17 protein-coding genes are annotated in these 22,154 nt (G+C 66.9%); 11 read left to right on the top strand and 6 right to left on the bottom strand.

Annotation, left to right across the window (positions count from 1 at the left end; all coding sequences use genetic code 11):
* Nucleotides 1–58: 58 nt before the first annotated feature.
* Together H0P51_RS21480 and H0P51_RS21475 are read right to left on the bottom strand one after the other, a co-directional pair.
* Nucleotides 59–1,261 carry an acyl-CoA dehydrogenase family protein gene (locus H0P51_RS21480; protein ID WP_180914883.1) on the bottom strand — a complete coding sequence of 401 codons (1,203 nt, stop codon included), beginning with the start codon at nucleotides 1,259–1,261 and terminating at the stop codon, nucleotides 59–61.
* Between the two features lie 3 nt (nucleotides 1,262–1,264).
* A complete protein-coding gene (locus tag H0P51_RS21475) occupies nucleotides 1,265–2,464 on the bottom strand; it encodes a cytochrome P450 (protein WP_180914882.1) in 1,200 nt (399 codons plus the stop codon).
* A gap of 189 nt (nucleotides 2,465–2,653) precedes the next feature.
* Between H0P51_RS21475 and H0P51_RS21470 the strand changes: the two genes are divergently transcribed.
* The 4 genes from H0P51_RS21470 to H0P51_RS21455 all read left to right on the top strand — a co-directional run bounded on the left by H0P51_RS21470 (nucleotide 2,654) and on the right by H0P51_RS21455 (nucleotide 8,722).
* On the top strand, nucleotides 2,654–4,108 hold the full coding sequence (locus H0P51_RS21470) for an aldehyde dehydrogenase family protein (protein WP_180914881.1): 1,455 nt from the start codon (nucleotides 2,654–2,656) through the stop codon (nucleotides 4,106–4,108).
* Entirely contained in the window at nucleotides 4,105–6,330 is a 2,226-nt protein-coding gene (locus H0P51_RS21465) for a CaiB/BaiF CoA transferase family protein (RefSeq protein WP_180914880.1), read from the top strand. Before H0P51_RS21470 ends, H0P51_RS21465 begins: the two co-directional genes overlap by 4 nt.
* A gap of 69 nt (nucleotides 6,331–6,399) precedes the next feature.
* Nucleotides 6,400–7,308, top strand: a complete 909-nt coding sequence (locus tag H0P51_RS21460; protein WP_180914879.1) for an alpha/beta fold hydrolase — start codon at nucleotides 6,400–6,402, stop codon at nucleotides 7,306–7,308.
* A gap of 10 nt (nucleotides 7,309–7,318) precedes the next feature.
* Nucleotides 7,319–8,722, top strand: a complete 1,404-nt coding sequence (locus H0P51_RS21455; RefSeq protein ID WP_180914878.1) for an acyl-CoA synthetase — start codon at nucleotides 7,319–7,321, stop codon at nucleotides 8,720–8,722.
* Between the two features lie 8 nt (nucleotides 8,723–8,730).
* Here the strand turns inward: H0P51_RS21455 and H0P51_RS21450 are convergent, their stop codons facing one another.
* Together H0P51_RS21450 and H0P51_RS21445 are read right to left on the bottom strand one after the other, a co-directional pair.
* Nucleotides 8,731–9,744 carry a VWA domain-containing protein gene (locus tag H0P51_RS21450; RefSeq protein ID WP_180914877.1) on the bottom strand — a complete coding sequence of 338 codons (1,014 nt, stop codon included), beginning with the start codon at nucleotides 9,742–9,744 and terminating at the stop codon, nucleotides 8,731–8,733.
* A 31-nt stretch (nucleotides 9,745–9,775) separates the two neighbouring features.
* Complete coding sequence (locus H0P51_RS21445; protein WP_180914876.1) at nucleotides 9,776–10,792, bottom strand: VWA domain-containing protein; 1,017 nt, start codon at nucleotides 10,790–10,792, stop codon at nucleotides 9,776–9,778.
* A gap of 189 nt (nucleotides 10,793–10,981) precedes the next feature.
* Here H0P51_RS21445 and H0P51_RS21440 point away from each other — a divergent pair, with 189 nt between their 5' ends.
* Both H0P51_RS21440 and H0P51_RS21435 read left to right on the top strand, forming a co-directional pair.
* Complete coding sequence (locus H0P51_RS21440; RefSeq protein ID WP_246398128.1) at nucleotides 10,982–11,962, top strand: cytochrome c oxidase assembly protein; 981 nt, start codon at nucleotides 10,982–10,984, stop codon at nucleotides 11,960–11,962.
* Between the two features lie 262 nt (nucleotides 11,963–12,224).
* A complete protein-coding gene (locus H0P51_RS21435) occupies nucleotides 12,225–13,502 on the top strand; it encodes an MFS transporter (protein ID WP_180919139.1) in 1,278 nt (425 codons plus the stop codon).
* Here the strand turns inward: H0P51_RS21435 and dapD are convergent.
* Nucleotides 13,477–14,439, bottom strand: a complete 963-nt coding sequence (gene dapD, locus H0P51_RS21430; protein ID WP_180914875.1) for a 2,3,4,5-tetrahydropyridine-2,6-dicarboxylate N-succinyltransferase — start codon at nucleotides 14,437–14,439, stop codon at nucleotides 13,477–13,479. The genes H0P51_RS21435 and dapD overlap by 26 nt on opposite strands.
* An 85-nt stretch (nucleotides 14,440–14,524) precedes the next feature.
* On the opposite strand from dapD, the gene dapE reads away from it, so the two are divergent.
* Nucleotides 14,525–15,589 (top strand): succinyl-diaminopimelate desuccinylase, encoded by a 1,065-nt coding sequence (gene dapE / locus H0P51_RS21425; protein WP_180914874.1) that lies wholly within the window; start codon nucleotides 14,525–14,527, stop codon nucleotides 15,587–15,589.
* 13 nt (nucleotides 15,590–15,602) lie between these two features.
* Here dapE and H0P51_RS21420 read toward each other — a convergent pair whose 3' ends face one another.
* Nucleotides 15,603–17,723, bottom strand: coding sequence for an ATP-binding protein (locus H0P51_RS21420; protein WP_180914873.1), 2,121 nt, complete (start codon nucleotides 17,721–17,723; stop codon nucleotides 15,603–15,605).
* 62 nt (nucleotides 17,724–17,785) lie between these two features.
* On the opposite strand from H0P51_RS21420, the gene H0P51_RS21415 reads away from it, so the two are divergent.
* The 4 genes from H0P51_RS21415 (at nucleotide 17,786) to H0P51_RS21400 (ending at nucleotide 22,134) form a co-directional block, all read left to right on the top strand.
* A complete protein-coding gene (locus tag H0P51_RS21415) occupies nucleotides 17,786–18,337 on the top strand; it encodes an LOG family protein (RefSeq protein ID WP_180914872.1) in 552 nt (183 codons plus the stop codon).
* Nucleotides 18,338–18,375: 38 nt separating this feature from the next.
* On the top strand, nucleotides 18,376–20,169 hold the full coding sequence (gene fadD6, locus H0P51_RS21410) for a long-chain-acyl-CoA synthetase FadD6 (RefSeq protein WP_180914871.1): 1,794 nt from the start codon (nucleotides 18,376–18,378) through the stop codon (nucleotides 20,167–20,169).
* Between the two features lie 169 nt (nucleotides 20,170–20,338).
* Entirely contained in the window at nucleotides 20,339–21,163 is an 825-nt protein-coding gene (gene folP / locus H0P51_RS21405) for a dihydropteroate synthase (RefSeq protein ID WP_180919138.1), read from the top strand.
* Nucleotides 21,160–22,134 carry a glucosyl-3-phosphoglycerate synthase gene (locus tag H0P51_RS21400; RefSeq protein ID WP_180914870.1) on the top strand — a complete coding sequence of 325 codons (975 nt, stop codon included), beginning with the start codon at nucleotides 21,160–21,162 and terminating at the stop codon, nucleotides 22,132–22,134. The genes folP and H0P51_RS21400 overlap by 4 nt, the downstream gene beginning before the upstream one ends.
* Nucleotides 22,135–22,154: the final 20 nt, after the last annotated feature.

Below are 22,154 nucleotides of genomic sequence, written 5' to 3'. Positions count from 1 at the left end.
GTGCCGCCAGTGGGCTTGTTTACCAATGCCTGCAGCTCGGTCTGAAGCTCTGGGTCGGTCACTTAGCTGGAACCTCCTTTTCGGTGGCGCGCAGGTCACGCGGTGCGCGCGGCATGCCCAAGCCTGCCATGGCGATGATGTCACGCTGAATCTCGTTGGCACCGCCGCCGAAGGTGTTGATGACGGCTTGACGGTACGCCGTCTCCAAAGCGCCGCGCAGCGGGGCGTCGGCGCCGCGGCGCACCCCGTTGCCGTTCAGCACCTCCAGTAGCTGGCGGGCGACCTGTTGGGTCAGCTCGGTGCCGAACACCTTGGCCGCCGATGCCTCCCCCATATTGAGTACGCCCTTGGTCATCGCGGCGTTGACCCGCAGATTGACAAGTTTGTATGCGGCGACCTGAGCTTCGACCCGGGCCAGAGCGAGCTGAACCCAGGGCTGGTCGATCACCCGGGCGCCGTCGAGTTCGGTTGTGGCGGCCCAGTGCAGCGTCTTCTCGAACAGCGGCTCGAGGGCGCCCAGATTTCCCAACGCGGCGCGTTCAAAATTCAGCTGGGTGGTGATCAGCTGCCACCCCTGGTTCTCCTCGCCCACCAGCGCGCTGACCGGAACCCGCACATTGTCGTAGAACGTGTAGAAGGTTGAGATGCCCGGCATGGTGTGCAGCGGCTGCCAGGAGAATCCCGGCGACGAGGTCGGCACGATCAAAATGGAAATGCCTTTGTGCTTCTTCGCATTTGGATCGGTGCGGACTGCCAGCCAAATATAGTCTGCGTAAGCGGCGCCGCTGGTGAACATCTTCTGGCCGTTGATCACGTATTCGTCCCCGTCACGGACAGCGGTAGTGCGCACCGAGGCCAGGTCACTACCCGCGCCTGGTTCGGAGTAGCCGATCGCGAACTCGACGCTGCCGTCCAGAATCGCCGGCAGGAACTTGCGCTTCTGCTCCTCGGTGCCGCGTTGCATCAGCGTCGGCCCGACGGTATTGAGCGTCACCAGCGGGATCGGCGCTCCCGCGCGGCGCGCCTCCTCGCCGAAGATATATTGCTCGATCGCCGAGAATCCTTGCCCGCCATACTCTTTAGGCCAGCCGACGCCAAGCAAATTGGCCGCGGCAAGAGCGCGCACGCACTCTCGCACCGCGGGTCCGCCCTCGATGTTCCGGCCGATCGCCGCGACACGCTCGGGTGTCATCACCTGTTCCAGGGTGGCGCGCATCTGCGCACGCAGCCGTTGCTGCTCGGGCGTGTATTCGAGATCCATACCTCAGGCCCCCAGCCGTACCGGCATCCGCTTCACCCCGGGAACCATGGTGGCCTTCATCCGGTCGACCTCTCCGACGAGTTCCAGCCGGGGGAAGCGGCGCAGCAACTCCTCGAACAGCACGGTGGCCTCCAGCCGCGCTAATTGCGATCCGATGCAGGAGTGTTCGCCACACCCGAACGCAATGTGCGGATTGGGGTGTCGAGTCACCTTGAATTCCTCGGCGTCACTGCCGAATACGTCCTCGTCGCGGTTGGCCGAGCCGTACAGCATCGATACCACCTGACCCTCGCGGATCAACTGGCCGCGTAGCTCTACGTCGCGGGTGGCTACCCGCGACATGCTCACCACCGGGCTGGTCCAGCGCAGCATCTCCTCGACCGCCATCGGGATCAGCGTGGGGTCCGCTACCAGCAGCCGGCACTGGTCGGGGTGGCCGATCAGTGCCAACGTACCCAGCGCGATCAGATTGCGAGTGGTCTCGTTGCCGGCCACCAGCAGCAGGAAGGTGAAGTTGAGCAGGTCCTCGTCGCTGAGGCGGTGGTCGTCGATGTCGGCCTCGGCCAACACCGACAGCAGGTCGTCGCGGGGGTCGGCGCGCCGCGCGGCGATCAGTTTCTGGAAGTACTCGAACAGCTGGCCGATCGCGACGAACGGGTCGAGCTCGATCTCCGGATCGGCCGTCCCGGTGGCGGCGTCTGACCAGATGCGGAACTGCTCCCAGTCATCCGGCGGAGCGCCGATCAGTTCGGCGATCATCCGGGTGGGCAGCGGTGCGGCGACCTCTTCGGCGAACTCGTGCACCGACCCCGGCTCGACCCGATCGAGGATGCCGCCCACGATCTCGCGAATCTTCGGTTCGAGCACTGCAACCCGGCGCCGGGTGAAACCGGCGTTGATCAGCTTGCGCATCTGCCGGTGCCGGGGCGGATCGGTGAAGATGAGGTTGCCCTCCTGCACCGGGTTCGGCATTTCCGGGTCCGGAATGCTGATGCCCTTGGTGGACGTGAATAGCGCCGGGTTGGTGGATACGAAGCGGATGTCCTCGTACTTGAGTAGCGCCCAGAAGTTGGTGACGCCGTTCCATACCACCGGGGATGTCGCGCGCAGTTGCCGGTAAGCCGGATAAGGATCGCCGGCGTAGAAGTCGGGGGAGTGCAGCGGGAACTCTGATGAGTGCAGCTCAGCGTCGGCCTGCACCATGAGGACTCTCCGATCCGACACATTTGGGCAAAGTGTCCTGAGCATCGTGTTTACTACCCCGCGACAGAGCCTGTCAATACAACCTCAACATATTGGAATACATCGAAATTCAGGCAGCTGACGATTGACGCAGGGTGTCCGCGGGTGTACACCAAGGGGATAGATGACCGACATTCGGTGAGGACGCAGATGTTACCAACGCTTGTTGACACCTACCAGCTCTACATCGACGGCCAGTGGGTCGAACCCGAAGGCGGCCGCTACGAAGACATCTCGCCCGTCACCGAACAGGTCATCGCTACCGCACCAGACGCCAGCGTCGACCAGGTCGGTGCCGCGATCGGTGCGGCGCGCCGCGCATTCGACGACGGGCCCTGGGCAACCACGAGCGCCGAGGACCGCGCCGAGTGCCTCAACCAACTCGGCCAGGCACTGTTGAAGTACGCCGACGACTTCTTCGCGCTGTCGCGCGTCGAGTGGGGATGCACCGAAAACGAGCGGCTGATGCAGATCGACGGCGCTGCGTTCATGTCCATGCACGCCGCACAGCTGGCCACCCAGCTTGCGGACCAAGAGGTAACCGGGATCGGAGCCGGGAAGACCCTGCTGCGGCACGAGCCGCTGGGCGTGGTGTCCATCCTGACGCCGTGGAACTTCCCGCATTGCCTCAACGTCATGAAGCTCAACCATGCGCTGGCTGCGGGCGACACCGTGGTTCTCAAGCCTTCGCCACTCACCCCGGCGGCGGGGCTGGCGCTGGCGCGACTGATCGACGAGCACACCGACATCCCGCCGGGCGTGGTCAACGTCGTCACGCCCTCGAGTGTCGAGGCGGCCAGGCTGCTCACCACCGACCCGCGGGTCGACATGGTCAGCTTTACCGGCAGCAGCGTCGTTGGGCGGCAGGTCATGTCGGCCGCCGGTGACACGCTCAAGCGGATCCTGCTGGAGCTAGGCGGAAAGTCGGCTTGCATCATCCTCGACGACACCGAGGTCACCGACGAGATGCTGCAGCAGTTGTTGTTCGACTGCTGTTCGCTGCATTCCGGGCAGGCCTGCATCCTGCAAAGCCGGCTGCTGCTGCCCGATTCGCTGCACGACGACGTCGTCGAACGCCTGGTGACGTTGGCCCGCGCCGTCAAGGTAGGCGACCCAGCCGACCCCGAGGTGCAGATGGGCCCGCTGATCAGCGACGCTCAACGGGGCCGAGTCGAGGCGCATGTCGCCGGGGCGCTCGATGAGGGAGCCCAGCTGGCCACCGGCGGCCACCGGCCGGCCGGCCTAGACGTCGGCTTCTATTTCGAGCCGACAATCCTCACCGGGGTGCAGCCGAATTCGGTTATCGCGCAGGAGGAAGTGTTCGGACCGGTGCTCAGCGTGATCCGGTACCGCGACGATCGAGACGCGGTCGCGATCGCGAACAACTCGGCATACGGTCTTTCCGGTGCGGTGTGGGGCGGCGACGTGGACCGGGCCGTCGGTGTCGCCCGACGGATTCGGACCGGGCAGGTCGCGGTCAACGGATGCGGTGCGGGCGGCGCGCCGTTCGGCGGCTTCAAGCTGAGCGGTCTTGGCCGTGAGGGCGGCGGCATCACCGGCGTGCACCAGTACATGGAGCCGATGGCGATCGGCGTCCCCGCGTGAGCGGACCCCTCGCGGGCCTGCATATCGTCGAAATCGCCACCGAGATATCCGGCCCTTATGCCACAAAGCTTTTCGTGGATCTTGGGGCGGACGTCGTTAAGATCGAACCGCCCGGCGGGGACAAGCTGCGGTACTGGGGACCCTTCCGGGATGGTGTGATCGATCCGGAGCGATCCGGAATGTTCGAATACCTCAACGCGGGCAAGCGAATTGCCAGCCTGCAAGAGGCGCCCGAACTCGTAGCCTGGGCGCACGTCCTGGTCGAGAACCTACCGCCGGGCACGCTGGATTCGTTCGGGCTCGGCAGCGCCGAGCTGACCAAGCTCAATCCGAACCTAGTGCAGCTGAGCATTTCTCCGTTCGGCCAGACCGGGCCGTGGCGTGACCGCGTGTCCTCGCCGTTGACCCTGCAGGCGGTGTCGGGCTGGGTCAGCACCCGGGATCCCGATCGCCCGCCGGTACAGGCCGGCGCTCGGATTTCGGAGTACGTGGCGGGTGCCTACGGCGCGCTGGGTGCGTTGACCGCACTGCGACTGCCCGATGCCGGCTTGAGGCAGGTCGACGTCTCGGAATTCGAGTCGCTGCTGTCGACACTGCCCTACCCAATGCTGATGGCCGAGCGGATGAAAAGCCTTGGGCTGCCACCGAATATGCGGGCCGCGCCGATGCTGGGCGTGGTGCGCGCCGCCGACGGCTGGGTGGGTATCAACTGTCTTACCGGCCAGCACTGGCTCGACGTGTGCGCGATGCTCGGACTGTCCGAGTTCGGTGAGCACCAGATCGCCATCATGATGGGGGGCCCGCAGCGCGCCGAGTTCTTCGCCAAGGCGGAACCGTTGCTGGCCGCGCAGACGGTCGCCGAACTCATCGAGCTGAGCCAGGCGATGCGGATCCCGGCTGCGCCGGTGAACGACGGCGCCACCGTGTTGGACTCCCCGCAGTACGCCAAGCGCGGATTTTTCGTGCAGGGTCCAGGATTCCGGCGGCCGGGCTCGCCGTTCCGCTTTTCTGGTCCCGCGCGGGCAACCGCGGCGCGAAATTCCGGGCCAGAAATGGCGGACCCGCACCACTCGCCGGACCATGCGTTCGGCGGGTTGCGGGTGCTGGACCTGACCACCTTCTGGGCCGGTGCCTACCTCACCTGCTACCTGGGAGCGCTCGGTGCAGACATCGTCAAGGTCGAATCCATCCAGCGGCCCGACGGGCACAGGTACTCGGGCGCTTACCCTTTCGAGGGCGACGACTGGTACGAGCGCAGCGCTCTGTGGCAGGCCACCAACCTGAACAAGCGCGACCTCACCCTCGACCTGAGCTCCCAGCGCGGCCGCGATATCGTCCACCGGCTGGCCGCGCAGGCCGACGTCGTAGTGGAGAACTTCTCCCCGCGCGTGGTGGAGCAGTTCGGGCTGGATTATGAGTCGCTGGTGAAACTGAACCCTGACGTGATCGCGGTCCGGATGCCCGGCTTCGGTCTGGAAGGGCCGTGGCGCGACTACGTCGGCTGGGCGCTGAACATCGAGCAGACCTCCGGCATGACGGCCGCGACCGGATACGCCGACGGCCCGCCGTGCAATGTGCAGGGGCCCGCCGATCCGATCGTCGGGGTGCACGCCGGGGTTGCGCTCTTGGCCGCGCTGGATCACCGGCGACGTACCGGCGAGGGCGGGTTGATCGAGATCGCCCAGATTGAGGTCGCCGCCTGCGTCACCGCCGAACCCGTAATCGAGTATTCGATGAACGGCGTAGTGCGCCCGCGCGAGGGTAACCGTCGGCGGGGGTGGCTGCAGGGTGTGTATCCGACCAGCGAAGACCAGGCCTGGGTGGCCCTGTCTGTGCCCGACGAGGGCGGCATCGACCACGACTTGTTCGACGAACTGGTGACCGCCTGGACCCGCACCCTGACACCGAATGTCGTCGTCGAAATGCTTCGGGCACAAGGCATCCCGGCTGAACAAGTGACCACCGGCGACCGGATGTACGATTTCGCGCAGCTCGACGCCCGGCGGTTCTACGAAGAGTTCGAGCACCCCGTCACGGGACCGCGCCGCTATCCTGGCTGGCCGTTTCGGATTACGCCCGGCCCCGCTAGCCACCACCGCAGCGCACCGCCTACCCTGGGCCAGCACAACGACGAGATCCTTTGCGCGCTGGGGCTTTCCCGCGACGAACTGGCTGATCTGCGCGGGCAGCGGATCATCGGTGAACGGGTGCTCAACGCCTAGTGAAGCGTGTTCGCAGCGCACCAGTAAGATTCGAACGCGCTCACGCCCTCTCAGAGAAAGGCCTCCGGCATGGCCGTCGCGATCGATCGTCCCAAGATCGAAGGAAATATCGCCGTCGGCGAGAACCGTCAGATCGGCTTTGCCGAATTCGGAGCTCCGCAGGGGCGCGCCGTGTTCTGGCTGCACGGCACGCCGGGCGCCCGACGGCAGATCCCGACCGAGGCCCGGGTCTACGCCGAACACCACGACATCCGGCTGATCGGCATTGACCGGCCCGGCATCGGTTCCTCGACACCACACCGCTACGAGGCCATCTCGGAATTCGCCGAAGACCTGCGCACCATCGCCGACACCTTCGGCATCGAGAGGATGGCCGTCGTCGGCCTGTCCGGTGGCGGACCCTACGCGCTGGCCTGCGGCGCGCGGCTGGGGGATCGGGTGGTGGCCCTTGGCGTGCTTGGCGGGGTGGCCCCCACCCAGGGACCCGAGGCCATCAGCGGCGGGGCGATGACGCTGGGTCTGCGGGTTGCGCCGTTGCTGAGGTTCGGCGGCAACCCGCTGCGCATCGGCGCCAGCATGCTGATCCAGTCGATCAGGCCGGTCGCGTCCAGTGCGCTGGAGGTGTACGCCCTGCTCTCACCCGAGGCCGACCGGCACCTGCTAACCCGGCCCGAGTTCAAGGCGATGTTTCTCGACGACCTACTCAACGGCAGCCGCAAACAACTCGCCGCGCCGTTCAACGACGTCATCCTGTTCGCCCGGGACTGGGGGTTCCGGCTCGACGAAGTAAAGGTCCCGGTTCGCTGGTGGCACGGCGACCACGACCACATCATCCCGTTCTCCCACGGCGAGCACGTGGTCGCGCGGCTGCCCGACGCCGAGCTGTTCCATCTGCCCGAGGAGAGTCATCTGGCCGGGCTGGGCCGCGGCGAGGAGATCTTGGCCACCCTGATGAAGATCTGGGACGAGGGTCGGTAGCCTCACTGACGTGCTGCTGACCTCGCTGAATCCCGCGGCCGCGACCGCCAACGACATCCCCGACGCGGTCAGTATCGACGGATTCCGGCTTAGCCGCGGCGATCTGGTAGGCGCCGCCACATCGGTCGCCGAGCGGGTCGCGGGCGCTCGGATGGTCGCGGTGCTGGCCACCCCCACCGCGTCGACGGTGCTGGCCATCGTCGGCTGCCTGATCGCCGGCGTCCCGGTGGTTCCGGTGCCCGCCGACGTCGGTGTGGCCGAACGGCGGCACATGCTCACCGATTCCGGCGCCCAGGCGTGGCTGGGGCCACAGCCCGACGATCCTGATGGGCTGCAACACATTCCGGTGCGACTGCACGCGCGGTCCTGGCATCGGTACGCTGAGCCCTCACCCGATTCGCTGGCGATGGTGGTGTATACCTCGGGCACGACGGGATTACCCAAAGGTGTGCAGGTGAGCCGCCGCGCGATCGCCGCCGACCTGGACGCGCTCGCCGAGGCCTGGCACTGGTCCGCCGACGACGTGCTGGTGCACGGCCTGCCGCTGTATCACATCCACGGCCTGGTGCTCGGTCTGCTCGGGTCACTGCGGGTTGGAAATCGCTTCGTGCACACCGGAAAACCCACTCCGGCCGGATATGCCCAAGCGGGGGGCACGCTCTACTTCGGGGTGCCGACCGTGTGGTCGCGGGTGGTGGCCGACGCTGTCGCAGCCGAATCACTAAGATCAGCAAGATTATTGGTGTCCGGCAGCGCGGCGCTGCCGGTGCCTGTCTTCGAGCGGCTCGAGGCATTGACTGGACACCGACCCATCGAACGCTACGGCGCGTCGGAATCGCTGATCACCGTGTCCACCCGCGCCGACGGCGAACGCCGTCCGGGCTGGGTGGGGCTCCCGCTGACCGGCGTGCAGACCCGGATGGTCGATGACCACGGTGAGCCGGTGGCGCACGACGGCGAGACTGTCGGCAAGCTGCAGGTCCGCGGTGCCACCCTATTCGCCGGATACCTGAACCGGCCCGAGGCCACCGCCGAGGCATTCACGGCTGACGGCTGGTACCGCACCGGCGACGTCGCCGTCGTCGACGACGGCGGCATGCACCGCATCGTGGGCCGCGAGTCCGTCGATTTGATCAAGTCCGGTGGCTACCGCATCGGCGCCGGTGAAATCGAAACCGTGCTGCTGGGTCATTCCGGCGTTGACGAAGCCGCCGTGGTGGGGCTGCCCGATGAGGACCTGGGCCAGCGGATTGTCGCCTACGTCGTCGGTTCCGCCGCCCCGAATGAGCTGATTAGCTTTGTCGCTGAACAACTTTCGGTGCACAAGCGGCCCCGCGAGGTGCGCATCGTGGACCAGCTTCCCCGCAACGCGCTGGGCAAAGTGCTGAAGAAGCAGCTGATCGACGAGGGATGACGCCTGAGTCAGTCTGGCAGCCGCCGGTTGAGCAACGCGGCCGCGGCTAGCGAGGCGGCCAACAGGACCACGCCCAAACCGATCCAGGCGGCACTGGCGTCGCCCTTGATCGTTTCGTACCCGATCTGCTGTTGGAGAGCGGCGTAGGTTTGTCGAAGTTGGTCCAAGCTGCGGGCTTGAAAGGCTTGTCCACCAGATAATTCGGCGATCTGCCCCAGCGACTCGTCGTCAACGGGTACCGGGACGTCGGTCCCATTGAGGTTGACGGTTCCCTCTAGGGTGCCGAAGGAAATGGTGGAGATCTGGACACCCTGATCTTTGGCGGCGCGTGCGGCGGTGAAAGCGCCACGGGGCGCGTTCAAATCCACCGGGACGGTCTCCTTGCCGTCGGATTCGAGCACGATCCGCGCGGGCGGTGGCTTGCCGTCGCCGCCGCCGATGATTCCGACGACGGTGGCGATGGCTTGCAGCGCGGTGAATATCGCTTCGCCAGTCGCGGTGCGTTCCTCGGGCTGCAGATGGTCGATTGCGGCCTTCATCGCGGTGCGGTTGGTGGTCGGTGGCACCAGCAGCGTGGCGGTACCGCCGAACGCAACCAGTCCCAGGTTGATACCGGGGGTGAGTTCATCGGTGAAAGCCTTGCCCGCGGCCTTGGCTGCCTCGATGCGACTGGGTGCGACGTCGGTGGCAACCATCGACTCGGAGACGTCGATGACGAGCATGACAACCGCGCGGTTGCGTGGGATCCGGATGTCGTGGGTGGGACCAGCCATCGCGGTGGTCAGCAGCGCGAGCGCCACCACCAGCAACGCGACCGGCAGATGCCGCCACCGGCCGGGTTGTCGCGCTGGCGCGACTTGTTCGAGCAGCGCCATGTTGGCGAAGCGCATCATGCGTCGGCGCCGAGCCAATGTCGCAACTACGTAGGCCGCGATCAGCAGGGCGACGATCAACAAATAGAGGAACAGCCAGGCGTCGGAGAAACCGGAAAAGGTTAGTGGCCCCAGCAGTGGCAAATTCATCGAGAACCGACTTCCCTTGGCAGGCCCAGCATTACGCGGGTAACCGACGATTGAGGCGGAGGGCCAGCACCATTCCGATGGTGGCCACCAGCACTCCAAGCCGCAGCCATCCCGCGCTGGCCGGGCCCTGGATGGTCTGGTACCCGACCTGTTGTTGCACCGCGTCGTAGCTGCGGTTGAGATCGTCGACGTTCGACGCCCGATACGACTGCCCGCCGGAGAGCTCGGCGATGCGTTTGAGCATCGAATCGTCGACCGGCACTGGCACCAGCTGATCTGCCAGCTCTACCGTGCCCTCCTTGGTACCGAAGGCGATGGTGGAGATCGGAACCCCTTGGTCCTTCGCGGATCGCGCCGCGACGTACGCGCCGCGTGGGGTGCCGGAGTTGTCCGGATGCTCCGGTTTGTTCTCTTTGCCGTCGGAAAGCAGCACGATACGGGCGGGCGGCGGCGCATCACCGCTGCTGAGCACGGCGGCTACGGTGGCGACTGATTGAAGAGCCGAGGAAAGCGCCTCGCCGATCGCCGTGGAGTCGCCGGGACGCAGGTTGTCCAGCGCAGCGATGGTGGCCGCATGATCGGGCGTCGGCGACACCAGCACGTTGACCGTCCCGGAGAAGCCGATCAGACCGAGGTTGACCCCCGGGGTCAATTGCTGGGCGAACCGCTTCGCCGCGGCCTTGGCCGCCTCCAGACGGCTGGGCGGCTCATCCGTCGCCCGCATCGATTGAGAGACGTCGATGGCGAGCATGATCACCGCCCGATTCCGGGGCACCTTGACGTCGCGGGACGGGCCGGTCAGTGCCACCGTCAACAGGGCCAACGCGACCAGCATTACCGCCATCGGCACGTGACGCCACCCAGACGCGCGACGCGGCGCCACCGACGGCAGCATCTCGGTAGTGGCAAACCGCTGCAGGCGGCGCCGGCGCCGAATCGAGGCCCACACATATAGGACCGCCAAACCCAGGGGAACCAGCAACAGAACGAACAGCCAAGGCCGCTCGAACCCCGACACGGAGACCAGGCCCAATCCCGGAAAGTCCATCACCAGTCCGTGCCTTGTCGGGCCATCCGGCTAACCTCCACCATGTCGATTGCCGCGGCAGCGCCGGACGGTTTTCCCGCCCCGGTATCCCCCCGGTATCGAGGAAATCGATCGTACAAGCGTCAACTGAGTGCCGGGGCCGCTCATGCGGGTGGTCGAGCACTGCCAACCGCAATACCGTCGTGGATTGTGCGTATCGATCCTGGTCCACTGACGTGGAGTTCAGCCGTCACGAGCGGGCAGCTGGACGTGCCCTCCGTCATGGTTATGGCGGCCGCGGCTGGCTGCTATTTCCGTTGCTATCAGCGGGCAAGACCGCATTCGGCGGGGTCGGGACCTGCCGTGTGCTTCGGTCTGGGCCTGGCGTTGTGGGCGGTGGCGACACTGAGCGGCGTCGGCGCATACGCCTACTCCCTGTTCTGGATGCGTGCGCTGCAGGTTTTGCTGCTGCTCTACGTGGTGCCACTGTTTCTGGCGTTGGGCAGACCGGTCTCCGTCGTGTGCGAGGCACTGGGTCCGGTGGGGCGCGACCGCGTCGAGCGCCTGTTGGCCCGCCCGATCGCACGCCTACTCGCCCACCCGCTGACCACGTCGCTGGCAATGCTGGCTGCGCCGTGGCTGCTCTATATGACTCCCTGGTACGAGGCGGCGCTGCGCAGCGACTGGGTTGGCGCACCGACACGAATCCTGCTGGTAGCAATAGGCTTTGGCTATTTCTACGCTCGCCTGCAAGCGGACCCAGTGCCGCGCAGATACTCCCAGTTGATATCGCTGGTGATCACGGTCGTCGAGGCGTTGGCCGACGGTGTGCTGGGCCTAGTCATCTGGCAGGGATCCCTGATCGCGGCAAGCTACTACGAGGCGCGCACCTGGGGCCCTGATCAGCGTCTGGATCAGACGATCGGGGCCGGTGTGCTGTGGATCGTCGGCGATCTAGTCGCCTGGCCGTTTTTGCTGCTGCTGATGCGCGCGTTGTCCCGCGATGAACAGGCGCACGCGGTTGACATCGACGCGCAGCTGGACAACCGGCTGGACGTGCAGTTCACAGACTTGAGCGAGAACGATGCGACGTCAGATCGAACGGACGCGTGCCGCGCCGACGAAACCGCGCCGTCCACGCTGTGGTGGGAGCACGACCCCCAGCTGCGGGAACGATTCGGACGACGCTGACGTCCGATTGCGGTGCGTGCGGCAGACAATAAATGCTCAGCAACTTGGCAGCATTCTTACGGTCGGTGCGCGGGAGTGGTGGGCCAGGGCTGGCCGGCTTGAGAGGGCCGTGCCCGAATCGTGACGCGACTCGCAGCATTTTGCCAGCCGTAGCGACGGGCGTTATCGGAAAGGTTGCCCTACCGTCGTCAGCGTGAATCGACGCAACGATGGACGCGGCGCCGCCGTGGTCACCGTGGCGGACGCGGCCCGCACCACTTCGATGGCGCGGGTAGCGCTGGCCTGCTACGTCGGCTCGGCGATTGAGTTCTACGACTTCCTCATTTACGGCACGGCGGCCGCACTGGTGTTCCCGGTGGTGTTCTTTCCGCACCTGAATCCGACCGTGGCCACCATCGCCTCAATGGGCACGTTCGCCGCGGCGTTCCTGTCGCGACCGCTGGGAGCGGCCGTGTTCGGGTACTACGGCGACCGGTTGGGCCGCAAGAAAACCTTGATCGCCACCTTGCTGATCATGGCCTTCTCGACGGTGTCGGTGGGGCTGGTGCCCACTCCGGCCGATGTCGGCATGTTGGCGCCGCTGATGCTGACCGGTCTGCGCCTGCTACAGGGTTTCGCGGTAGGCGGCGAATGGGCCGGATCGGCTCTACTCAGCGTGGAGTCCGCGCCACCGGCAAAGCGCGGCCGATACGGCATGTTCACCCTGATCGGCGGGGGTACGGCGACCGTCATCGCCGGTATCACTTTCCTCGGCGTCAGCTTTACGATCGGCGAGAACAGTCGGGAATTTTTGGATTGGGGATGGCGGGTTCCGTTCCTGATCAGCGCCGTGCTGATCGTGATCGCGCTCTACGTGCGGCTCAATATTGAGGAAACACCGGTCTTCGCCGCGGAGAAGGCCCGCAACCTGGTGCCCGACGCGCCGGTCTCGGAGGTGCTGCGCCTGCAGCGCCGCGAGGTGTTACTGGCGGCCGGCAGCGTGCTGACGCCGTTCGCACTGGTGTACATGGCCAGCACTTTCCTGCCCGGATATACGCACAACCACCTGGGGTTTTCTCGGGTCTTCATCCTGTCCGTTGGAGTGCTCGGCGGGCTGGTCAGCATCGCGTCCGTCGCGACCTCGGCCACGTTGTGCGACCGGTTCGGTCGGCGCCGCCTGATGCTCATCGGCTTTAGCGCCTGTTTACCGTGGTCGGTATTGGTGATGCCGCTGATCGGCACCGGCAGTCCGGTTGGCTATGCCGTTGCAATCATCGGCATTTACGCCCTGGTCGGAATCGGCTCGGGGCCCACCGCATCGTTCATCCCGGAATTGTTCGACACCCGGTACCGCTACACGGGGTCGGCGCTGGCGGTGAACCTCGGTGGTATCGCCGGAGGCGCGGTGCCGCCGTTGATTGCCGGCACGCTGATCGGCAGCTACGGCAGTTGGTCGGTGGGAGTGTTGCTGGCGGGATTGGTTGCTACCAGCCTGGTATGCACCTATCTGCTGCCCGAAACGAACGGAACGATGATCAGTTGGCGTGCAGGTCCTCGTTGAGCGCGATGCCCTGACCGCCTCGCGGCACCACCTCGACCGCGCCGCTCAGCGAATTGCGGCGGAACAGCAGGTTGTTGCCGCCGGACAGCTCGGCGGCTTTGAGCGTCTTGCCGTCGGGCGTGCTCACCTTGGTGCCCGCGGTGACATACAGCCCGGCCTCCACGACGCAGTCGTCGCCCAGCGAGATGCCCAGTCCCGCGTTGGCGCCCAGTAGGCAGCGTTTGCCGATCGAGATCACTTGCTCGCCGCCGCCGGACAGGGTGCCCATGATCGAGGCGCCACCGCCGACGTCGGAGCCGTCGCCCACCACCACACCCGCCGAAATGCGGCCCTCGACCATGGATGCGCCCAGGGTGCCGGCGTTGAAGTTGACGAAGCCTTCGTGCATCACCGTGGTACCCGGCGCTAAGTGGGCGCCCAGGCGCACCCGGTCGGCGTCGGCGATGCGCACGCCCGTGGGCAGCACGTAGTCGACCATCCGGGGGAATTTGTCAACGCCGTACACCGCCACCGCCCCGTGCCGGCGCAGCCGCGCCCGCACTGCTTCGAAGCCGTCGACCGCGCAGGGGCCCCGATTGGTCCAGACCACGTTGGTCAATACTCCGAACAAGCCGCCGGCGTTCAGCCCGTGCGGCGCGACCAGGCGGTGCGAGAGCAGATGCAACCGCAGGTAGGCGTCGTACGCGTCGGCGGCCTGGTCGTCCAGCGACCCGATCACGGTGCGTACGGCGATGGTCTCGGTGCGGCGATCGTCGTCGCGGCCGACCAAAGCGGCCAGCTCGGCAGGCACGTCCGAGAGCGCCAGTCGCGACGTGGCAGACGTGCGGGACTCGCCCGATTCGGTGAGTTCCGGCGCCGGAAACCAGGTGTCCAAGACAGCTCCGTCGGAAGCCAGCGTCGCCAGGCCAATGCCTGCAGCTCCAGTCACGGCGGTCAATTTACTTTCCCCGCCGAGCAGACACAAAAGCACCCGACGCGCCGCCCGCTAAGGTGCGTTTGCGTCTGCTCGGCATACTGGGGGCGTGTTGGACCTTCGTGGCGATCCCGTTGCGCTGACCGCGGCGCTGGTCGACATCCCCAGCGAGTCGCGGCATGAGGCGCGCATCGTCGAAGAGGTCGAGGCGGCCCTGCGCGCCCAGACGTCGGGCTTCGATATCGTCCGCAACGGCAACGCGGTGCTAGCCCGCACGACGCTGGGCCGGCCGTCGCGGGTGCTGCTGGCCGGCCACTTGGACACGGTCCCGGCGGCAGACAACCTGCCCAGCCGTCGTGTCGGCGGTGAATTGTACGGTTGCGGAACTTCCGACATGAAGTCCGGTGACGCGGTCTTCTTGCACCTGGCCGCGACCGTCGCTGATCCGGTCCACGACCTCACTCTGGTGATGTACGACTGCGAGGAAATCGATTCGGCAGCAAACGGTTTGGGCCGCCTGGAGCGGGAGCTGCCGGACTGGCTGACGGCGGATGTGGCTATCTTGGGCGAGCCCACCGGCGGCTTCGTCGAGGCGGGTTGCCAGGGCACCTTGCGAGTCGTGGTCAGCGCCAAGGGAACCCGCGCTCACTCGGCACGGTCGTGGTTGGGCGACAATGCAATCCACAAACTCGGCGCGGTGTTGGACCGACTCGCCGGCTATCGGGCGCGCAGCGTAGACATCGACGGATGTGTGTACCGGGAAGGATTGTCCGCGGTGCGGATCGACGGCGGGATCGCCGGCAACGTGATCCCCGACGCGGCTTCGGTGACGGTCAACTTCCGCTTCGCCCCCGACCGCTCGGTGGACGCCGCCCTCGCGCACGTTCACGAGGTGCTCGACGGGCTCGACGTCGGCATCGCGTTGACCGACTCCGCCGCGGGCGCGTTGCCCGGTTTGACAGCGCCGGCGGCCGCGAAGCTGGTGGCGGCGGCCGGGGGACAAGTACGGGCCAAGTACGGCTGGACCGACGTGTCGCGGTTCGCTGCCCGCGGCATCCCCGCGCTGAACTACGGACCGGGTGATCCAAATTTGGCGCATACCAGCGACGAGCGGGTCTCGGTCGAGCGCATTAGCGCAGCGGCGGAGCTGCTGCGCGGTTATTTGAGCCGGTAGCGCGGCAGGGTTGTCAGACCCCGCGGCCGCGGCTTTGCGCGGTGGCGTCGGCAGCTGCCGCGCCCATGCCGGCCGCTGCCAGCTCTTCGGCCACCGCCGTCAACCCCGCCGCATCGCGAGCGGCCAGCGCCCGAGCATGCCGAAGTGCAAGATGCCCTACCGGGCAATCGATTTCGGCGGTCAGGCGACTCAACGGATCCACCGCTCGCACTTCGCCGAGTCGCACGGCGTCGTGCCAGGCCAGCACCGCCACCGCCGATTGCCCGGCGCGCTCGGCCATTCGCGCCGCATCCCGCGCCGCCGCCACGGCGCCAGCCGCATCCCGCGCAGTCAGCCTTGTCCAGGCCCGCGCCATGCCAAGCTCCGGCGCGAACAACGCCGACTTGGTCCCATGCCGAGTCTCCGCTCGCCGCAACGCTTTTGCCGAGCCGGGAATGTCCCCCTGCCGCGCGATGGCCGTCGCCAACAACATCAACGACAGCGGACCCCACGAATAGCCGGTGCGTTCCAGCTCGGCAGCTGCGGGTTCCAACAATGCTGCCGCAGTTGCGAATTCGCCCTTAACATTTAAGACATAGGCAAGCAGCACCTCGCCGATGGCCCGCCCGGGCTGCTGCAACTCGGCGAAATCGGTGAACTCCTGGGCCAGCACCGCAGCCTGCTGGATCCGGCCCGCCATCACCAGCGACGTAATCTGACCCAACCCGACCGTAAATCGCAACAGCCCGGGATGCTCTGCAGCTGAGGCCTTTTCGGCCAGTCGCTCCACATCGTCGAAGCGGCCCATTCGCGCCGACGACAACGCGGCTGCGCTGGCTGCCCACGCCACCGCTGTGTCGCTGGCCGATGACGCCGACAACACCTCGGTGGACAACGCGATGGCCCGCTGCAGGTTGCCGGAGTTCATCGCGAACGTGGCGGTGAGGCCGTCGAGCACGGTCTGCGCCACCGGTTCTTCAACCCGGGAGCGAGTGGTCTGCAAAAACGCTGTCGCCTTCTCCGGCTCGCCCAGCATCCAGAACTGGTTGGCAGCCCGTGGCACCGCCCAGCCGATCAGCTCAGCCTCCGACAAACCCCTCGGATCCACCGCCGCGAATATCTGCCCCGCCTCGCGGCCGCGTCCCTGCCAACCGAGTGCTTGACCCAGCACCAGACGGGGCTCCAGAGCACCGGAACGGTCCAGCGCTGCGCGCGCCAGCCGCTGCGCAAGCGACAAGTCACCGAGCCGCAGCGCCTGCTGCGCCGCGGCAGCGACCTCATCGGCCGGTTGCAACGCGTCGCTGTCCAGCGCCAGCGACGCCAGTCGCAGCCGATCACTGGGATGTTCACCGGGATGCCGGGAAAGCAGCTCGACCAACTCGGTGCGTCGGCGTCGGGCGCCGTCGTCCCCGAGGGCCGCCCGCGCGCGTTCGGCGAACAGCGGGTGCGCGGTGTACACCACCGGCTCGTCGTCGTTGCGCACCCGGGTCTCGGCCGCTCCCAGCTCCTCGGCCTGATCGACCGCGCCTTCGCCGGCCAGCTCGGTGAGGTCAGCCACCGTAAGCGGCTCGGCGAGCGCCAGATAGTCCAGCACCGCCCGCGCGGGCGGCGGCAACTCGGCCAGGAACTCGTCGACCTGCGCCGCCGTGGTCGCCCCGGCCGGCGGCTCGATCTCGATGCGGTCCAGCAGGCCGTCGGTCCATAAGGCCGCGATAGCCTGCCCGGCCGCATCGGCGCGCGCGGTGACCAGCATGTGGGCGGCTCCGGTGCGGGCCATCTGGTAGACCAGCGTGGCTGACAGGATGTCCAGGTCGTGAGCCTCGTCGACGATGAGCAACAGGTCGCCCTGTTGGGCGACGCGGGTCAACGACATTCGCGCGGTTCGCAACAGTGCTGCGGGCTTGCCAATCTCGGCGACCTCGATCAGGTGCCCGAACGCTCCGAACGGCACCACCTGCTCCGTCGGAGTACCGACTACCCACCGAGTCAGCGTGCCGGGGTGCTCGCGGACATACTGTTCGGCCGCCAACCGGGCCAGCGTCGACTTGCCAACTCCATCAGGCCCGAGCACCACCGCGCCACCCGACTGATTCAGCGCGACATCCAACCGCTCCAACGCCGCCGTGTGTTGGGGGACGTTCCAGCGAATCGGCACGGATTGACTCTATGGCCAGCGGTGGCTGCGCGGGATGCTCAGGTGTGGTTTAGGTTTCGGGTATGCCCCCGACGGACCAGCGGGCGGTGGCCGTGTACTGCGCCGCCACGCCGACAGACCCCGAACTGCTCGAACTCGCCGCCGCGGTCGGAAGGGCGATAGCCGAACGCGGCTGGACCCTGGTGTGGGGCGGCGGCAACGTGTCGGCGATGGGTGCCATCGCCGAGGCGGCGCGCGAAGCCGGTGGCTGGACCGTGGGAGTGATCCCGACGATGCTGCTGGACCGCGAACTCGCCGATCGGCAGGCCGACGAGCTGATCGTCACCGACACCTTGCGCGAGCGCAAGCAGGTCATGGAGCACCGCGCCGACGCCTTCATCGCGCTGCCGGGCGGCATCGGCACCCTGGACGAGCTGCTGAGCGCCTGGACCGAGGGATATCTCGGCGTGCACGACAAACCCATCGTGATACTGGATCCGTGGGGGCACTACGAACCTGTGCGGGCCTGGATCTACCAGTTGCTCGATAGCGGCTACATCTCCCAGGCCGCGGTCGATCGTCTGGTGGTGGTCGATAAGGTCAGCGAGGCGCTACAGGCGTGCGCCCCCGGCTAAGCGGTGCAGCGCGCCGTGCAACGGAATCGAGGGACTACGTGGCTGACCACGACGGCGGCGCTCGCGCACGGATCAAACTCACCGACCTCGCCGTCCGCGTGCCCGGCCTGGTCGCCGATGCGCCGTCGATCGTGCGCGGCCTGCAGACCGGTCTGCTGGCCCGGCCGAGTTCCAAGACGTCGATCGGTTCGGTATTTCAAGACCGCGCTGCGCGCTACGCCGACCGGGTCTTCCTGAAGTTCGCGGACCGGCAGCTGACCTACCGGGAAGCCAACGCGACCGCCAACCGGTACGCCGCCGTCTTGGCCGCCCGCGGGGTAGGACCCGGCGACGTCGTCGGCGTCATGCTGCGCAACTCGCCCAACGCCGTGCTCACGATGCTGGCGGTGGTCAAGTGCGGTGCGATCGCCGGGATGATCAACTACCACCAGCGCGGCGACGTGCTCGCGCACAGTTTGGGCCTGCTGAACTGCAAGGTGCTCATTGCCGAGTCCGATCTGGTCAGTGCCATCAGCGACTCCGGCGCCGCGGCAGGTTCGCAGGCCGGCGAAGTGCTGACCATCGAGGATCTGGAGCGGTTCGCCACCACCGCACCCGCCACTAACCCGGCGTCGGCGTCGGCGGTGCGCGCCAAGGACACCGCGTTCTACATCTTCACCTCGGGCACCACCGGCTACCCGAAGGCCAGCGTAATGACGCACTACAGGTGGCTGAAGGCGCTGGGTGCGTTCGGTGGGCTGGGACTGCGACTGAAGTCCTCCGACACCCTGTACAGCTGCCTGCCGCTTTATCACAACAACGCGCTGACGGTTGCGGTGTCATCGGTGATCAACAGCGGGGCGACGCTGGCGCTGGGCAAGTCGTTCTCGGCGTCGCGGTTCTGGGACGAGGTGATCGCCGCCGAGGCCACCGCCTTCATCTACATCGGTGAGCTCTGCCGCTATCTGCTCAACCAGCCGGCCAAGCCGACAGACCGGGCGCACGACGTGCGCGTGATCGCGGGCAACGGGCTGCGTCCGGAGATCTGGGACGAATTCACCGACCGCTTCGGGATCCCGCGGGTCTGCGAGTTTTACGCCGCCAGCGAGGGCACCACCGCATTCATCAACGTGTTCAATGTGCCGCGCAGCACCGGTATCTCGCCGATGCCGCTGGCCTACGTCGAATACGACCCCGACACCGGCGAACCGGTGCGCGACCACGCCGGCCGGGTGCGACGCGTGCCCGCCGGGGAACCGGGCCTGCTGCTGAGCCCGGTGAACCGGCTGCAGCCGTTCGACGGCTACACCGACAAATCGGCGACCGAGAAGAAACTGGTGCGCAACGCCTTCAAGGAGGGTGACACCTGGTTCAACACGGGTGATGTGATGAACCCGCAGGGCCTGTTCCACGCCGCGTTCGTCGACCGGCTTGGCGACACGTTCCGCTGGAAGGGTGAGAACGTGGCCACGACGCAGGTCGAGGGCGCGGTGTCGTCCGACCCGCAAGTCGAGGAATGCACCGTCTTCGGGGTGGAGGTACCCGACACAGGCGGCCGAGCCGGTATGGCGGCGATCAAGCTACGAGAAGGCGCGGAGTTCGACGGCAGCGCCCTGGCACGTGCCGTCTACGACCAGCTGCCTTCCTATGCGCTGCCGCTGTTCGTGCGGGTAGTGAAGTCGCTGGAGCACACGTCTACGTTCAAGAGCCGCAAAGTGGAGTTGCGCAAGCAGGGCTACGGTCCGCAGATTGACGACCCGATCTACGTGCTGGCTGGGCGCAAAGACGGTTATGTGCCGTTCTACGACGAATATCCCGGCGAGGTAGCGGCGGGGAAGCGGCCGCAGGGCTGAATTGCCATTTCGTAAGTGCGGCCCCAAAGGCGCGCTGCGGTCGCTGCGCCGCGGGCCAGCCCGTCGAGGCCCGTGTAGTCCCGTGCGGCGAAATTGGCGCAACGGGCACTATGGGAACGTGCAATCGACCCTGTGCGGGCGCCCAGTAGCGGCCGACCGCGCCCTGATCATGGCGATTATCAACCGCACCCCGGACTCCTTCTACGACAAGGGTGCGACGTTCAGCGACGATGCCGCCCAGGCGGCGGTGCATCGCGCCGTCACCGAGGGCGCCGATGTCATCGACGTGGGCGGGGTCAAGGCTGGCCCCGGGGAGTCCGTAGACGCGGACACCGAAATCGCGCGGCTGGTGCCATTCATCGAATGGCTCCGCGACGCCTATCCAGACCAGCTGATCAGCGTCGACACCTGGCGCTCGGAGGTGGCCCGCCTGGCTTGTACCGCGGGCGCCGACATTGTCAACGACACCTGGGCCGGTGTCGACACCCAGCTACCTGAGGTGGCGGCGGAATTCGGCGCCGGTTTGGTCTGTTCGCACACCGGCGGCGCCGCGCCCAGGACGCGACCCTTCCGGGTGAGTTACGGTACGACTACCCGCGGCGTGGTGGACGACGTGATTCGCCAGGTCACAGCCGCCGCCGAGCGGGCCGTCGCGGTCGGAGTGGCCCGCGACCGGATACTGATCGACCCCACCCACGACTTCGGCAAGAACACGTTTCACGGCCTCATCCTGTTGCGGCACGTGTCCGAGCTTGTCGACACCGGGTGGCCGGTGCTCATGGCGTTGAGCAACAAGGACTTCGTCGGGGAGACTCTGGGTGTGGACGTGAGCGAACGGCTGGAGGGCACTCTGGCGGCCACCGCGCTGGCAGCGGCCGCCGGAGCACGTATGTTCCGGGTCCACCAGGTCGCGGCCACCAGGCGGGTGCTGGAGATGGTGGCTTCGATCCAGGGCGCCCGCGCCCCGGCGCGGACGGTGAGAGGACTGGCATGACGGCTTCGGAGCTGGATCTCGCCAGGCTCGCGGCGCGGCCCGGGGACACCTGGCTAGCGGACCGCAGCTGGAACCGCCCACGCTGGACGATCAGCGAACTCGTCGCCGCCAAGGGTGGGCGGACCATCTCGGTGGTGTTGCCGGCCCTCGACGAGGAAGAGACGATCGAATCGGTCATCGACAGCATCTCGCCGCTGGTTGGGGGCCAAGGCGGGCTGGTCGACGAGCTGATCGTGCTGGATTCGGGGTCCACCGACGACACCGAGATCCGTGCTATCGCCGCGGGTGCCCGGGTGGTCAGCCGCGAGCAGGCGCTGCCCGAACTGCCCACCCGGCCCGGCAAGGGCGAGGCGCTTTGGCGTTCGCTGGCGGCCACCAGCGGCGACATCGTGGTGTTCGTCGACTCCGACCTGGTCAACCCGCACCCCATGTTTGTGCCGTATTTGGTTGGTCCGATGCTCACCGGCACAGGTATTCACCTGGTCAAGGGCTTTTACCGGCGGCCATTGAATTCCGGTGACACCAACGGCAACGCCACCGGCGGGGGACGGGTCACCGAACTCGTGGCGCGGCCGCTGTTGGCGGCGTTACGCCCGGAGCTGGGCTGTGTGCTGCAGCCGCTGGGCGGGGAGTACGCGGCCAGCCGGGAGTTGCTGACATCGCTGCCATTCGCGCCGGGCTACGGCGTGGAGATTGGCCTGCTGGTGGACACCTTCGACCGCCTGGGTCTGGACGCGATCGCGCAGGTCAACCTAGGTGTGCGGCAACACCGCAACCGCCCGATCGAGGAGCTGGGCGCGATGAGCCGCCAGGTGATTGCCACCCTGCTGTCGCGGTGTGGGATTCCCGACTCCGGGATGGGACTGACCCAGTTCTTTCCCGTCGGCCCCGACTCGGAGGAATACACCCAGCACACCTGGCCGGTGTCGCTGGCCGACCGGCCTCCGATGAACGCCTTGCGGCCGCGTTAAGCCCGCAACTGGCTTGTCGG

Origin of the sequence: Mycobacterium vicinigordonae (assembly GCF_013466425.1) — a bacterium.
Lineage (GTDB): Bacteria > Actinomycetota > Actinomycetes > Mycobacteriales > Mycobacteriaceae > Mycobacterium > Mycobacterium vicinigordonae.
The sequence above is the reverse complement of the archived record's forward strand: the minus strand, read 5'-3'. Positions and strand labels throughout refer to the sequence as shown.